At 39.8% G+C, this 14253-nt stretch carries 15 protein-coding genes and 1 pseudogene; 10 read left to right on the forward strand and 6 right to left on the reverse strand.

The window, feature by feature from the left end:
• Positions 1-146 precede the first annotated feature (146 nt).
• On the forward strand, positions 147-2447 hold the full coding sequence (locus tag ADJ67_03070) for a hypothetical protein (GenBank protein AKT46759.1): 2301 nt from the start codon (positions 147-149) through the stop codon (positions 2445-2447).
• 83 nt (positions 2448-2530) lie between these two features.
• Positions 2531-2974: a hypothetical protein gene (locus ADJ67_03075; GenBank protein ID AKT46760.1), complete on the forward strand. Its 444-nt coding sequence runs from the start codon at positions 2531-2533 to the stop codon at positions 2972-2974.
• 245 nt (positions 2975-3219) lie between these two features.
• On the opposite strand, the pseudogene ADJ67_03080 reads toward ADJ67_03075, so the two are convergent.
• From ADJ67_03080 to ADJ67_03105, 6 genes and pseudogenes are all read right to left on the reverse strand, one after another.
• A pseudogene (locus tag ADJ67_03080) lies at positions 3220-3618 on the reverse strand (hypothetical protein).
• Between the two features lie 147 nt (positions 3619-3765).
• Positions 3766-4566 carry an integrase gene (locus ADJ67_03085; protein AKT47648.1) on the reverse strand — a complete coding sequence of 267 codons (801 nt, stop codon included), beginning with the start codon at positions 4564-4566 and terminating at the stop codon, positions 3766-3768.
• A gap of 41 nt (positions 4567-4607) precedes the next feature.
• Positions 4608-5186 (reverse strand): transposase, encoded by a 579-nt coding sequence (locus tag ADJ67_03090; protein ID AKT46761.1) that lies wholly within the window; start codon positions 5184-5186, stop codon positions 4608-4610.
• Between the two features lie 107 nt (positions 5187-5293).
• Positions 5294-5602, reverse strand: a complete 309-nt coding sequence (locus ADJ67_03095) for a thiol-disulfide isomerase (protein ID AKT46762.1) — start codon at positions 5600-5602, stop codon at positions 5294-5296.
• A 48-nt stretch (positions 5603-5650) separates the two neighbouring features.
• Positions 5651-6085 (reverse strand): MarR family transcriptional regulator, encoded by a 435-nt coding sequence (locus ADJ67_03100; protein AKT46763.1) that lies wholly within the window; start codon positions 6083-6085, stop codon positions 5651-5653.
• Positions 6086-6094: 9 nt separating this feature from the next.
• The gene (locus tag ADJ67_03105; protein ID AKT46764.1) at positions 6095-6571 is read right to left on the reverse strand and encodes a glutathione peroxidase; all 477 of its coding nucleotides are present in this window, start codon (positions 6569-6571) and stop codon (positions 6095-6097) included.
• Between the two features lie 198 nt (positions 6572-6769).
• On the opposite strand from ADJ67_03105, the gene ADJ67_03110 reads away from it, so the two are divergent.
• From ADJ67_03110 to ADJ67_03145, 8 genes are all read left to right on the forward strand, one after another.
• Positions 6770-8080 carry a hypothetical protein gene (locus tag ADJ67_03110; GenBank protein AKT47649.1) on the forward strand — a complete coding sequence of 437 codons (1311 nt, stop codon included), beginning with the start codon at positions 6770-6772 and terminating at the stop codon, positions 8078-8080.
• Positions 8073-8414, forward strand: a complete 342-nt coding sequence (locus tag ADJ67_03115; protein ID AKT46765.1) for a zinc-binding protein — start codon at positions 8073-8075, stop codon at positions 8412-8414. The genes ADJ67_03110 and ADJ67_03115 overlap by 8 nt, the downstream gene beginning before the upstream one ends.
• 100 nt (positions 8415-8514) lie before the next feature.
• Entirely contained in the window at positions 8515-8694 is a 180-nt protein-coding gene (locus ADJ67_03120) for a 30S ribosomal protein S21 (GenBank protein AKT46766.1), read from the forward strand.
• A gap of 24 nt (positions 8695-8718) precedes the next feature.
• Entirely contained in the window at positions 8719-9165 is a 447-nt protein-coding gene (locus tag ADJ67_03125) for an aspartyl-tRNA amidotransferase (GenBank protein AKT46767.1), read from the forward strand.
• 109 nt (positions 9166-9274) lie between these two features.
• A complete protein-coding gene (locus ADJ67_03130; GenBank protein AKT47650.1) occupies positions 9275-9721 on the forward strand; it encodes a hypothetical protein in 447 nt (148 codons plus the stop codon).
• Positions 9722-9744: 23 nt separating this feature from the next.
• Positions 9745-10803, forward strand: a complete 1059-nt coding sequence (locus ADJ67_03135) for a hypothetical protein (GenBank protein ID AKT46768.1) — start codon at positions 9745-9747, stop codon at positions 10801-10803.
• Positions 10804-10894: 91 nt separating this feature from the next.
• On the forward strand, positions 10895-11563 hold the full coding sequence (locus tag ADJ67_03140) for a nitroreductase (GenBank protein AKT46769.1): 669 nt from the start codon (positions 10895-10897) through the stop codon (positions 11561-11563).
• Positions 11564-11614: 51 nt separating this feature from the next.
• Positions 11615-14251, forward strand: coding sequence for an ATPase (locus ADJ67_03145; protein ID AKT46770.1), 2637 nt, complete (start codon positions 11615-11617; stop codon positions 14249-14251).
• The last annotated feature ends 2 nt before the right edge of the window (positions 14252-14253 follow it).

Here is a 14253-nt window from a genome sequence, read left to right on the forward strand (position 1 = left end):
CTCCAAGCGAGTCTCTTTTTTTGTCTATTTGATACTAGGCAATAAATTGTATGTAAATATACATTTATCAGACAAGTACGTATTGAAAACTATGTTGTGTTTTAGTAAAATATATTTATAGGTTTGTAAAAAAGGGGAGTAGGAAAATGAAGAAGATCAAGAGACTAAAGTGTTTGCTCATGCTGACTTTGATATGTGGCATGATGATTACAGCTTTACCAGCAGAGGTTTTTGCAACTGAGTCAGTGCCTAGTACTCAGCCAGTTCCAGCTACGAGGACTTATAAGGTGAGGCATGTTAGACAGAGCCTTGACGGTAGCTACAAAGACCCAGCTATGATGGAGTATGAGACTCTAACAGGAAACGTTGGTCAGATGACCGAAGCTAGTGGCAATAAGACTTATGAAGGCTTTCAGGCGCTTACACCAGAACAGGTCGAAATCGCACCTAGCGGTGATATCACTGTAACTGTGTATTATGCGAGAAAGGAATTCACAACATATTTTAAGACTGGTGATCCAAATCAGGATTTCTATGAGACATTCTTATACGGAACAAATCAGTCTACGCCAGCGAATCCAAATATTCCTGGTAAGATTTTTACTCACTGGGAGTACGCTGATGAAGCTGGAGTTTCACATACTTGGACACCAGGTGTTCAGCCAGGAAAGGATATGACAGTTTACGCGCAGTACGATATCCCATTTCAGGCTAGCTATACAGTAAACTATTGGTATCAAAATGCGACAGACGAGCTTACATTTACCGATGATCAAAAGACTTATTCACTTTTTGATGTAGAGACAAAGGTTCAGAATGTAAATACTGCCGTTTTATACGATACAACAAATAGAGATACAACCTATAGAAAATACAATAGCGCAAAAACAACTGCAGCTAACATGGGTAAGACAGTTGCAGGAGATGGATCTACGGTTGTAAATGTTTACTACGATAGACCTGTTATGACAATAACTCTTGTTTACTATGACACGACAACTGGAATAGAAGACCATAGAGAAGATTATAGGGGAATTTATGGACATTCTACTGACGGCATAGTTTCACTGGATAGAAAATATAGATGGACAACGCCTACAAATCCACATAGTGGCAGAGTAAATATACCAGGGGAATTTATAAAAATTCCATCATTTATGATTGACGATTATAATCAGGAATATCACGCTAGAATTCTGGCCAAGCCACCTAAGACGAAAATTTTTACGGTTTACCATTACCAGAATCCAGATGGCACATGGACTAGAGACATGCAAACAGAGAAAAAGCAGTTTTCTACCTATGATTACAAAAACTTCTATATATACTTCAGTAAGAACAATGCACATGAAGCAAAGTTCTACTACTGGACAAATAGTGCTGAGGATTTTACCACAGATGTTAGTGCATCAAATCCAAACCTTAATGCCTATACTAATGAGGCACATATAGACGTTCTCAAAAATGAACAGCCTATCAACGACTATGATGGAGACGGAGAAACATATTTACATGTTTATGTTACATCATTGCAGTATAAGCTTCATTTTATAAATGCGGACAATAATCCTGTTTCACTCCACTACGGAGCACCACTATCATATGCTAATACAGAGCTCAGCAATCCAATAAAGCCAGCAAATATATCTTCGCACTATGTATTTGCAGGATGGTACACAACAGCAAGAATGGATGAAGCAACAAAGCTTGACCCTAACCAGAAGATGGGTGAAGAGGATATCTTCATATACGCAAAATGGGAAGAACCTCATATTAAGGTTACAGTAGAAGGAAACGGCGCGACATCTGCATTACCAAGTGTCATAGATATTCCTATGATGGGAAGCGTTCACAAGGAGCTTCCAACAATTCCATCAAAGACTGGCTACTGGTTCGCAGGCTGGTTCAAGGATGCAGCCTTCACACAGCATTTTGATGTAAACGAAAGCCTAGCTCAGGATACAACAATCTATGCGAAGTGGATAGGTAGACCTCAGGCCAAGTGGGAAATCAGATATGTTGATGAAGCAGGTAGAGTTCTTGCAAACGCGACGCAAGGGGAGGACAATCTATACTCTGTGCTCTTTGCAACTGCGCGAGGCATTCCTGACTATGCAGCTGATTATGCACACAAGAACTTGACCCTAGAAACAGATACAGATACCAATGTCTTGACCTTCGTATATAGCAAGGTGAGAACATACTGGATAACGGAAGACAATCAGAATCTCAAGGATCCAGAGTACGGAACCAAGGGACCAGAAAAATTTGCTGGATACACATTTGTTAAGACAAATACGGCATCAAATGGAGATACCTTCCACATATACAGAAAGTATGTACCAAATACAGGCGATAGTTCAAATATTAAGCTTTACGGCATAATACTTGGTGCTTCAGTGCTAGGTATAATATTTATAGTTGTTACTAAGAAGAAAAAAGACTGATTGCCAATATAGAGCTACTGGAGAATCACTTGATAACTTAAATAATAGCATGTAAACTATTTATCAGGAGATGAATAGACAATATGGAATATGAAATATTAGAAACTCAAGACTATATAATATTTGAAAAACTGTTCAAAGAATCAGGACTTGAATTTAATTTAGAGAAAAATAGTTTACACCCATGGGGCTTTATTAAAGCTTTTTGTTGCAAAGATGTTGATGGCAATATTATTGCTGGTAGTAGCATAACTTATAGAAAAGGGAAATATATTCTTAATGATATTGCTGTCTTGGAAGAGTTTAGATCTATTAATATAGGTGTAAATTTATTGTCTGTGACTGAAAAAGAAATAAAAAAACTTGGAGGAAAGTACATATATATTACAGCAAAAGCACCAGATTTTTTCTCTAGATATGGTTACGAATACCTAGATGAAAAAGATGTGCCAGATATATTTAGTTGTCTCGACTGCAAACAATTAAATGTAACCTGTAATCCTAAATTTATGATAAAAAATATATAAGATGTTAAAAAGGGATTTCCATGCAGAAATCCCTTTTTTCTCTATTATTTGCTAGCCTTATCTTCCTTACGAGTGAAGATGTAGTAGCGTGGGCTACGATTTGCAGCGTCAGCATCTACAACCTCTGGCTTTGCATAGATTAAAAATCCTTCTTCGCGAACCTGACCCTTACGACCTTCTTCCTGGAACTTATCCTCGCTCCATGAAGGATCTAGGATTAGGAATTCGCCATCTCTATAGCTTACGGCAACGATAAAGTGGCCACCGCGTGTAAATAGACCGTGGTGTCCCTCGTAGTCTCCGCCAACATTTACGATAGCACAGCCACCGTTTCTTAGACCGTCAATCATGTCGTGATAGTTATCAGACTCCACAAGGTCAAGATTAAATCTCTCTGCAAGAGGTGGGGCAAGGAACTTCATCTCAGTGCCTGGATCGAGGTTAGCCTTTGCATCTATGGACATCTTAATACATTCCTCCATGCTTAGGCTCTCTGTACAAAGTCTATCTACCATCATGCAAGCTGAGCAGATTCCGCAGCCAGCGTCTTTGATATTTCCGTTTACATCAAGGTCACAACCTGGCTCCTTAACATTTGTTGGATACTTTATGTCTGGGTATTCTAATTGATTTAGATATAGCATAACTCCTCCTAGGTTTTCATTCTTTTAGACTATCTTAGTACAGCAAGCATCAAAATTCAAGAAAAAAATAAAGGCCAAGCCCGTGATGTGACCCCAAAAAGTTAGACTTTTATTGCGTAACAGATTCTAATATCTGTTACGCATTTTTTATGCAGCTAAGAGACTTTGCCTGTATTGTACAGGACTCATCCATCCTAGTTTTTCTTTTATTCTTTGCTCGTTGTAATACTTAATGTATCGTTTTATTTCTAACTTTAATTCTTCATAACTATAATAAACAACACCATAATAGATTTCTTGCTTAAGGAGACCAAAGAAGTTTTCCATAACAGAGTTGTCACGACAGTTTCCTTTGCGTGACATACTTTGGAAAATTCTTTCTTCATTAAGACGATGCGAGTATGCCTTCATCTGATATGCCCAACCTTGATCAGAGTGGAATGTTCTTCGATATGGGCAATCAGAAGTTATTGCAATTGCATGTTCCAAGGCATCCATGATGTTCTTAGCTGAAGGATGTTTATCAATTCCATAACTTAGGATTTCTCCATTGCACATATCCATAAATGGATCCAAGTAAAGTTTATGCATTGTCATATGTCCTTTAGAATCTACTTCATAGTACTTAAACTCTGTAGTATCTGTTGTAATCTTCTGATGTGGGATATGTGTGTTAAACCGTCTCTTTATTCGATTAGGAGCAACAGTTCCGACTTTTCCCTTGTAAGAACTGTATTTCCGACTTTTGCGAGTGAACGATGTAACCTGTAAACCTAGCTTCTGCATTATACGTTGTACTTTCTTTTTATTAATGCTATAGCCTTGATTTCTTAATTCTGCTAACATTCGACGATATCCATAATCCTTATTAAGTTCTCGAATCTCAAGTATCTTTTCCTCGATTTCTTTGTCAGGATTTTCTCTATTAATTCTTTTTTGCCAATACATATATGTTGCCTTAGGCATGCCTATATAAGAGAGAAGGTCTTTTAGTTTGAATTCTCCTCGGAGGCTGTTGATGACGAGTGCCGTTCTCTCATTTTTGCCTCGTCCTCTAAACGCAACCTCCTCAGTTCTTTTAAAAAGGCATTCTCAATTCTTAGCTTAAGCAGTTCATCCTCTAGTTCTTTTACGTGTTCGGCACTGGTGTCGATAACGCTGTTTTCTTGAATTATTGGTTTATTATCTATCTTAGGTTTATCCAATGTTTTCTTTCGACCTTTCTTGCGAGGTCTCAAAGCATCAGGACCGGCAGCACGAAATCGGTTAACCCAGTTCACAATCATACTTGGATTGCTTATCCCTTCTCGAATCGCCAAGTCTTGATATGAAATCTCACTTGATAGATATAACTCTACAACAGAAATCTTCTTTTTGAAAGAGTATTTTATTTGATTACGAGAACGCCTTAATCCTTCATCACCGAACGCACTATATGCATTAATCCATTTGCGTAACTGTGAGTTAGAACCAAGTCCATATTTTTTAGAAAGATATTGCGTTCCCCCTTTGCCATCCAAATATTCTAAAACAACTTTCTTCTTGAATTCAAAACTATGTTTTGCCATAAAAATACCGACCTCCTAATCGTTAGATTTTGGTCTAACTTTTTGGGGTCGGTACACCCGTGCTTAACCTTTAAATTTTGCGTATTATAGTGTGATTATATATTTTATTATTTAAGAAGGTCTACTAGTTTCTGCTTAGGTGCAAGTCCTACTGAGCGGCCTACTTCTTCGCCATTCTTGAATGCAACTACGCATGGAATTGAGCTAACGTTGAATTTCTCTGCAAGATCCATCTGCTCGTCGATGTTGATCTTTCCAACCTTAACGCCATCAAGCTCTTCGGCAAGCTGATCTACAACAGGTGAGAGCATCTTGCATGGTCCGCACCAAGCTGCCCAAAAATCTACGATAACTGGCTTATCTGACTTAATTACTTCCTGCTCGAAGTTTTCGTTTGTGATTGTTAATACTGACATAATTATATCCTCCTGATTTTCCATTTATAATGTTGATATTCTATTAAATTACTTTGATGTGTTTTCTAAAACCTTGTGAAGAAGCTTATATAAAGTTGCCATCTCTTCAGGTTCCATATTTATGCAATTACCCATTTGAATAGGGACATAAACAGCTTTGTCTCTCAGTTTTTCACCCTCAGGTGTAATCTCGACCAAAAGGTTACGCTCATCGCTTGCCATCCTAGTTCTCTTGATATATCCCTTGGACTCTAGCTTCTTTAGGAGTGGCGTTAGTGTTCCAGAATCGAGATAAAGGTACGAACCAAGCTCCTTTACATTTGCTGATTTTCTTTCCCACAGAACCATCATGGTGATGTATTGAGTGTAGGTGAGATTCAGATCATCAAGCATAGGCTTGTATTTTCTAACAATCTCCTTAGCCGCAGCGTAAAGCGGAAAACATAACTGATTATCTAGCTTTAAATTATCGTACTTATCCATACTAACTCCTTATATTATTGCGGAAATCTTATCGTCGATGTCCTCAGGCTTAACTGTAGGAGCAAAACGTTCGATTACATTTCCGTCTTTGTCAATCAAAAACTTTGTGAAATTCCATTTAATTTTCTTTCCTAGAAGGCCGCCCTTCTGCGACTTCAGGAATGTATAAAGAGGATGCTCGTTTGCACCGTTTACCTCAATCTTAGCAAACTGTGGAAAACTTGTATCGTACTTTAGCTGACAAAACTCATGAATTTCTTCAGCAGTTCCTGGTGCCTGTTTTCCAAACTGATTGCAAGGAAAATCCAAAATCTCAAATCCCTTATCCTTGTACTTGCGGTAGAGCTTCTCTAGGCCCTCATACTGTGGTGTAAATCCACAGCCAGTAGCTGTATTTACTATCAAAAGAGTTTTTCCCCTGTACTCGCTCATGCTATGTTCTTCGCCTAAGCGATCAATAACTCTTATATCATAAATCTTATCCATATCAATACCTCTTTTCATAAACATCAATTGTTTACAATTTGATTATACACTACTAGAGCCAATTTAAACAAGTAAAATTTAAAATTTCCCATATATATTGTGAAAAAATGGTGAAGACTGCTCTTTGATGTACAAAATGAGCTTATTTTGATATCAAAATGGGAGATATTTGCACAAAGCTGTGATATAATTTCAAGCATGAGTATTAAAATAGCATTTCACACCTTGGGTTGCAAGGTGAATCAATATGAGACAGAGGCGCTGAAGGAAAAATTCGTGCAAAAAGGCTACGAAATCGTTTCCGACGAAGATAGGGCAGATATATATGTAATCAACACGTGCACGGTTACCAACCTGGCGGACAGAAAGTCTAGGCAGTTCATAAGAAAGGCAAAGCGCCTGAATGAAGATGCTGTGATTGCTGTAACAGGCTGCTATGCAGAGACTGATCCTGATGAGGTTTCAAGCATAGAGGGCGTAAGTCTTGTCTGTGGTACTGGCGAAAAGGCTGAGCTCCCTAAGTACATAGAAGAGTACATGAGCGAGAAGGGTGTAGTGGTCGAAGGTGCTGGTGATAGGGAAAGACTTGATAGCTACCATTCAGATGGCATTATTACTGGCATGGACTCTAGAACTAGAGCATATATTAAAATCGAGGAAGGCTGTGATAGATTCTGCAGCTACTGCATAATTCCGTATGCTAGAGGCAAGGTAAGAAGTAGGTCATTAGCAGAAATTAAGGCTGAGACGAAGGGACTTATCGACAGAGGCTTTAAGGAGATAGTTCTCACAGGAATTAACACGGCGCTATACGGCAAGGACATAGGATTTGATGGCATAGAGCCTCTCATTGAAGAGCTAGATGCGATGCCGGAGAATTTCAGAATAAGACTTAGCTCGCTAGAACCGACAGTTATAAATAAAGAGCAGGTAAGAAGCCTTCTTAAGTACAAGAAGCTTTGTCCGCACCTACACCTTTCCATACAGAGCGGTTCTGATAATACGCTTTCAACTATGTCAAGAAGGTATACTAGACAGGAATACCTTGATATTGTAAAGGAACTTAGAAGTTTTGATCCTCACTATGGTATAACTACAGATATAATCGTAGGCTTTCCTGGGGAAAGTGATGAGGACTTTGCAGAAAGCATTTCCGTATGCGATGAGGCGCAGTTTGTCAAGGTTCACGCTTTTAAATATTCTCCAAGAAGGGGAACAAAGGCAGCCGAGATGAAAAATCAAATTCATGGTGAACTTAAGAACCAGAGGAGCCAGGCTTTGATAGCTCATGCTGAGAAGGTTTCTGAAGACTTTAGGAGAAGCTGTGAAGGAAGCATAAGGACAGTGCTTTTTGAGGAGTTTGAAGGCGATGCTTTGATGTGTGGATACACTGATAACTATATTAGAGTTTATACGCAGGCTGACGAGAGCAAGCTCAATGAGTTTTGCAAGGTCAAGCTTGATAAGGTATATAAGGACGGAATGAAAGGAGTGATAATAGATGAGTGATTGTATTTTTTGCAAGATAGGAACGCACGATATTCCATCAAATGTGGTATATGAGGACGATAAACTTATCTGCTTCCACGACCTAGAACCACAGGCACCGGTTCACGTTCTCGTAATTCCAAAGAAGCATCTTACATCTCTTGATGATGTTTCGGAGGAAGACAAGGAACTTCTCGGGTACATCATGTTCAAGATACATGAAATAGCTGAGAGCCTTGGACTTGAGGGCGGATATCGTGTAGTTAGCAACAACGGTGAGGATGCCTTCCAGACGGTTAAGCATCTTCATTTCCACGTGCTTGGAAAGAGAAAAATGCTTTGGCCACCAGGCTAAAAATATTCCTTGCTTGTTTATTGAAAAGATAGTATAATATTTGCGTTACAGTTAAATCTGAACACTGCTGAATTTACGAAGAGGCAGGAGGTGATTAGATATGGCACAGGTAATCGTCAGAGAAAACGAAAGCTTGGAAAGCGCTCTTAAGAGATTCAAGAGACTTTGCGCTAGAGATGGCGTAATGGCTGAGGTAAGAAAGAGAGAGCACTACGAAAAGCCAAGTGTAAAGAGAAAGAAGAAATCTGAGGCAGCCAGAAAAAAAGCAAGAAAGTATTAATATATCGGAAGCGAAGTGATTTACATGAATCTAAAAGAGCAACTGATGGCTGATTTCAAGCAGGCCCTCAAGGATCGCGACGAGACAGCCAAAAATACAATTAGTTTGGCTCGTGCAGCTGTTAAGCAGTACGAGGTAGACAACAGAGAAGAACTTGATGATGCAGGGATCCAAAAATTGCTACAGAAGCAGGTAAAGATGCGTAATGACGCCTTATCTGACTTTGAGAAGGCAGGTAGACAGGATCTAATCGATGCATATAAGTCCGAAATCGCAGTACTAAAGAAGTATCTACCTGAGCAGCTATCCCCTGAGAAGATTGCGGAGATCGTAAGAGAGACCGCAGCATCCATGGGAATCGAAGGCGGCAAGGAGAATATGGGTAAGCTCATGGGAGCTGTCATGGGTAAGACTAAGGGTCTTGCAGATGGCAACGAAGTGCGCAAGCAAGTAATGGCGTTCTTAGGATAGAAGTCAAGCAAAGCAGGAGAAATTCATTTTGAGTTTCTCTTTTTTGTATTTAACAGGAGATAAAATGGAGTATGTAATAGGAATATTGCTATGCGTATTTGGTTATTTTATGATACGCGTAGGAGCGTTTCAGTCAAATAACCTTAGAGAGTTCAATGAGCTTTTCGAAAATGAGAGAAAGAAGAAAACCGTAAGTGGAACTATCAGGGTTCTTGACATCAGAAAGAGCAGATGGTCATTCGAATGTGATATCGAACTTGTATTCAAAACTCCAAAGGGAAGGGAATATCGATATACAGAGACGAAGTTTTCGTCCGGAAGTAGCGCAAGGTTCCTTAGCAAATGTAAGGGCAAGGGAGAAATTCCTGTTAGCGTAATTTACAATGGTGAATCTCCGAACCAGCATTATATTGAAGAGTTAAAAGAGGCTAAGACCATGGCAAATTCAAGCATTGGTTTTAGAATCATAGGCGTGCTCTTTATTGTAATGGGAGTACTGGTTGCAGGAATGGATTTTATCTCTGATAATATAATGATACATTTTTCTAGAATGTAAGGAAGGTCAGTATAGGTGGGTATATGAGCATTTCATTTTGTGAGGACTACATCTCATTTACAGGTGAGCTTAGCGATAATGATATTAAGGAACTTGTAAAGGCTGGACAAATTGACCGTATTCAGACAAATATTGAGGCACTTGACAGAGCTACGCTCAAAAAACTAAATGATAAATATTTTGCAAGCTTTCCTGATGTAGAGCTTCGTATTTACACATGTGGCGACTGCGATATTGACGGTATTTCTTTGATGACTAATCTTAGAAAGCTTAGTGTCGAAACCTCAGCTTCAATCTTAAACATAGAGGAAATTTATTCGCTAGAAAATCTTAAAAGTCTCAATTTAGAGGCAAAGAGCATAGCTGATAAGGCGTTTTTAGAAAGCTTGCCTATTGGACTTGAGTCCTTTGGACTAGACCTTGCGAACAAAAGTTTTGATCTAAAAGATATCACGCGTTTTTCGCAGCTTAAGATTCTAAGTCTTCATAGGTGTTCTAAGAATGTAGAGTGTGTAGCAGGTCTAAATAAGTTACAGAGACTCAAACTACATGGAATTAGCCTTGAATCATGCGCTTTCATAAACGAAATTAAGAGCCTGAGAATGCTGGGGCTTAGTGGAGGAAACACGGAGAATCTCTTTGAACTATATGGAAATGATAGGATAAGCGAGCTTTATCTATTCAAGCAGACCAAGATGGAGAATCTAGACATACTGGCAAAGCTAACTGAACTCAAGGTTGCTGAAGTGTCACAGATGGCTAGAGTTAAAGAACTACCAGATCTATCAAAATCAAAACTCGAGCACCTATTCCTTGAAAACATGAAGGGACTTGTAAACTTAGATGGAGTAGAGCATGCACCATGTCTTAAGACAATTACGGAAATGGTTTGCCCATCACACAGGCTACTTGAGCAGCTTCTTCCGGTGATGAGAAATGAAGTAATAGAAAGATGTGCATTTTTCACGTCAAGCAGCAAGAAAAACCGAGAATTTGAGGAACTTATTAAGCAAAACGGGAAGCTATGCGAACACAATTTTCAGGAAGTTAGAGCATTGCTTTTCCCTGATGGAAGAATGTAGAAAAAGCCTAGTAATATTTTGAAAAAAAGCGAGCATAATAGCCGAAAAAATGTTATAGTAATGCATATAATATTTTAAGGATGGTACTTTCTTGGACAAGTTTGACTTAATGAGACAGAGACATTCTGTGAGATTTTATCTTGATAAGGATATCGACTCAGAGCATGTTTTGATAATGCAAAAGGCCATAGATAGATACAACAAAATCAGCGGACTAAGGATGCAGTTTATCGAAAATGACGAGAATGCTTTTGACTGCCTAATGGCTAAATATGGCAAGTTTGAAGGTGTGAAGAACTACATCGCGCTAGTTGGCCCTAAGGCTCCAGACCTAGAATTTAAATGTGGATACTACGGTGAGCATTTAGTGATGATTGCTCAGAGCCTTGGACTAAACACATGCTGGGTTGGACAGACATTTAAGAAGAGCAAAACAGTATATCATGCAGAGCTCAATGAAAAGCTTGCTGCAGTTATAACCATAGGATATGGTAAGACTCAAGGGACGCCGCATAAGAGCAAGAAGCTTAGGTCGGTGAGCGATTATAAGGAGAGCGACCCTGATTGGTACAAAAGAGGCCTAGAAGCGGCCATGCTTGCACCTACTGCACTTAATCAGCAGAGGTTCAACATAGTTCATAACGAAAGACGAGTAAAGCTGAGACCAGGAGTCGGTTTCTTTACAAAGATGGATATGGGTATTGTAAAATACCATTTTGAGCTTGGCGCAGGCAGGGAAAACTTCTACTGGAGTGAATAAACCTTAGGTATAGCAGCGCTATACCTTTATTTTAAATAAAGAGAGGATATTATGGGAAAAGAATACCTACATGATCCGAGGAAGGTCCTAGAGGATCTTAATACCGGAGAGAGCGGGCTTACATCTGAGGAGGTCGCAAGAAGACAGGCTCAATATGGAGCAAATAAACTTGCAGAGGGGAATAAGAAGACTAAGCTACAGAGATTTTTGGAGCAGCTGAAGGACCCTATGTTAATCATGCTGATTATAGCAGCAGGTGTTTCAGCAGTTACAAACATCATTTCTGGCGAATCGATGGTAGAGGTTTTCATCATCATCGTAGTAGTTCTTATTAACGCTATACTTGGAGTTCTTCAAGAGAGCAAGGCTGAGGAAGCCATAGAGGCCCTGCAGACTATGACTGCAGCAACCTGCAAGGTTATCAGAGATGGTAAGCAGCAGGTTATACCTAGTGCAGAGCTAGTGCCTGGTGACATAGTCGTTCTCGAAGCAGGCGATGCCGTACCAGCAGATGGAAGACTAATAAGTGCAGCGAGCCTAAAGATTGAAGAATCTGCGCTCACAGGGGAGAGCGTGCCAGTAAATAAGCTGATTGATATCCTAAACCTCAGCGATGGCAAGGATGTTCCTCTAGGAGATAGAGTGAACATGTGCTACATGGGTTCAACTGTTGTGTATGGACGCGGAATTGCAGTAATAACAGCAACTGGTATGGATACAGAGATGGGCAAGATCGCAGATGCCCTGAACCAGACACAGGAAGAGCTTACTCCACTTCAGATTAAACTTAACGAGCTTGGTAAGAAGCTTTCGTATTTAGTTCTTTTGATATGTGTATTCATATTTGTTTTTGATTTATTCGTATCAAAGGATATGAGCCTTAAATCGATACTAGAAATATTTATGGTAGCTGTATCGCTTGCGGTTGCAGCAATACCAGAGGGACTAGCTACAGTAGTTACAGTAGTTTTGTCAATTGGCGTAACCAAGATGTCCAAAGAGAATGCTGTTGTTAGAAGGCTGACAGCAGTAGAAACCCTAGGATGTACTCAGATTATCTGCTCAGATAAGACAGGAACGCTTACACAGAACAAGATGACTGTAACAGAGCATGTGGGTGATGGCAGGCAGATAGCTACTGCTATGGCTTTGTGCTGCGATGCAGTCCTTAACGATAAGGATGAAGCAGAAGGCGAGCCTACAGAGGCTGCACTTGTGAACTTTGCTGTAAAGCAAGGACTTAAGAAATACGAGCTAGAGATAGCATATCCTAGAGTGAACGAGTGCCCATTTGATTCATCAAGAAAGATGATGAGTACAATTCATAAGACTGAAGAGGGCTTTGTTCAGTTCACCAAGGGTGCGCCTGATGTGATCTTGAGCAGGTGCACAAGCTATTTTGATGGCGAAAAAGAAGTTCCGTTCACAGATGAGCTAAAGGCTAAGTTCCTAGCGGATAACAAGGCGATGGCTGATAAGGCACTCAGAGTGCTTGCAGTATCAAAGAGAGACTGGAGCGAAAATCCTGAGAATAACAGTTCAGAAAACCTAGAACACGACCTTTGTCTAATTGGACTTACGGGTATGATCGATCCGATAAGACCAGAGGTTAAGGATGCGATAGTAGAGTGCCGCAAGGCTGGCATAAGACCTATAATGATAACTGGTGACCACAAGGATACTGCGGTTGCTATTGCCAAGGACCTTGGAATAATCGAAGATGCTTCGGCTGCAATAACTGGTGCACAGCTTGACGAAATAAGCGATGAGGATTTTGAAAGCAGAGTAGTTGAGTTTTCGGTTTATGCGAGAGTTCAGCCAGAGCATAAGGTTAGAATAGTAAGTGCTTGGAAGAAGCGTGGTGCTATAACAGCTATGACAGGTGATGGCGTTAACGATGCTCCATCAATTAAGACTGCTGACATAGGAATTGGCATGGGAATCACAGGTACTGATGTAACAAAGAACGTATCAGACATGATCCTTGCAGACGATAACTTTGCAACAATCGTAAATGCAGTAGAAGAGGGAAGAAGAATCTACGATAATATTCGTAAGGCTATACAGTTCCTTTTGAGCTCCAACATGAGTGAGGTTTTAGGTATATTCTTTGCAACCCTGCTTGGATTTACGCTTCTAAAGCCTGTACATCTTCTATTCATCAATCTGATTACAGATGCCTTCCCAGCTCTTGCCCTAGGACTAGAGAAGGAAGAGCCTGATACGATGAGAAGACCACCAAGAGATTCCAAGGATTCTATCTTTGCTGGGGGAATGGTCTTTGATATAGTTTATCAGGGACTGATGATAACAGTGCTTACAATAGCATCATATATTATCGGACACTCAATGGAGGTCGGCTACTTCGAAATGCCAAAGGGACTTTCACCGGATGGAATGACCATGGCCTTCATGACGATGAACATGTGCGAGATATTCCAAAGTCTCAACATGCGCTCGCAGAGGGCAAGTATCTTTAGACTAAATTACCAGAACAAGGCACTATTTGGCACAATGGTTATGAGCCTTGTATTTGTAACTTTAGTAATCGAGGTTCCTTTCATTGCTAATATGTTTGGCTTTACATCGGTAAGTCTTACAGAATACGCTATCGCACTTGGACTTTCAGTACTTGTAATTCCAATTGTAGAGTGCATCAAATTCGTGCAGAGACGCTTAAGAGGATAAAT

The organism is Eubacterium sulci ATCC 35585, from assembly GCA_001189495.1.
GTDB classification, from domain to species: domain Bacteria; phylum Bacillota; class Clostridia; order Peptostreptococcales; family Anaerovoracaceae; genus Eubacterium_B; species Eubacterium_B sulci.

Bases quoted from the DNA above. Each gene is read 5' to 3' on its own strand.
- ADJ67_03070 (AKT46759.1), top strand. From the start codon at position 147: ATGAAGAAGATCAAGAGACTAAAGTGTTTGCTCATGCTGACTTTGATA.
- ADJ67_03075 (AKT46760.1), top strand. From the start codon at position 2,531: ATGGAATATGAAATATTAGAAACTCAAGACTATATAATATTTGAAAAA.
- ADJ67_03085 (AKT47648.1), bottom strand. From the start codon at position 4,566: ATGTATTGGCAAAAAAGAATTAATAGAGAAAATCCTGACAAAGAAATC.
- ADJ67_03090 (AKT46761.1), bottom strand. From the start codon at position 5,186: ATGGCAAAACATAGTTTTGAATTCAAGAAGAAAGTTGTTTTAGAATAT.
- ADJ67_03095 (AKT46762.1), bottom strand. From the start codon at position 5,602: ATGTCAGTATTAACAATCACAAACGAAAACTTCGAGCAGGAAGTAATT.
- ADJ67_03100 (AKT46763.1), bottom strand. From the start codon at position 6,085: ATGGATAAGTACGATAATTTAAAGCTAGATAATCAGTTATGTTTTCCG.
- ADJ67_03105 (AKT46764.1), bottom strand. From the start codon at position 6,571: ATGGATAAGATTTATGATATAAGAGTTATTGATCGCTTAGGCGAAGAA.
- ADJ67_03110 (AKT47649.1), top strand. From the start codon at position 6,770: ATGAGTATTAAAATAGCATTTCACACCTTGGGTTGCAAGGTGAATCAA.
- ADJ67_03115 (AKT46765.1), top strand. From the start codon at position 8,073: ATGAGTGATTGTATTTTTTGCAAGATAGGAACGCACGATATTCCATCA.
- ADJ67_03120 (AKT46766.1), top strand. From the start codon at position 8,515: ATGGCACAGGTAATCGTCAGAGAAAACGAAAGCTTGGAAAGCGCTCTT.
- ADJ67_03125 (AKT46767.1), top strand. From the start codon at position 8,719: ATGAATCTAAAAGAGCAACTGATGGCTGATTTCAAGCAGGCCCTCAAG.
- ADJ67_03130 (AKT47650.1), top strand. From the start codon at position 9,275: ATGATACGCGTAGGAGCGTTTCAGTCAAATAACCTTAGAGAGTTCAAT.
- ADJ67_03135 (AKT46768.1), top strand. From the start codon at position 9,745: ATGAGCATTTCATTTTGTGAGGACTACATCTCATTTACAGGTGAGCTT.
- ADJ67_03145 (AKT46770.1), top strand. From the start codon at position 11,615: ATGGGAAAAGAATACCTACATGATCCGAGGAAGGTCCTAGAGGATCTT.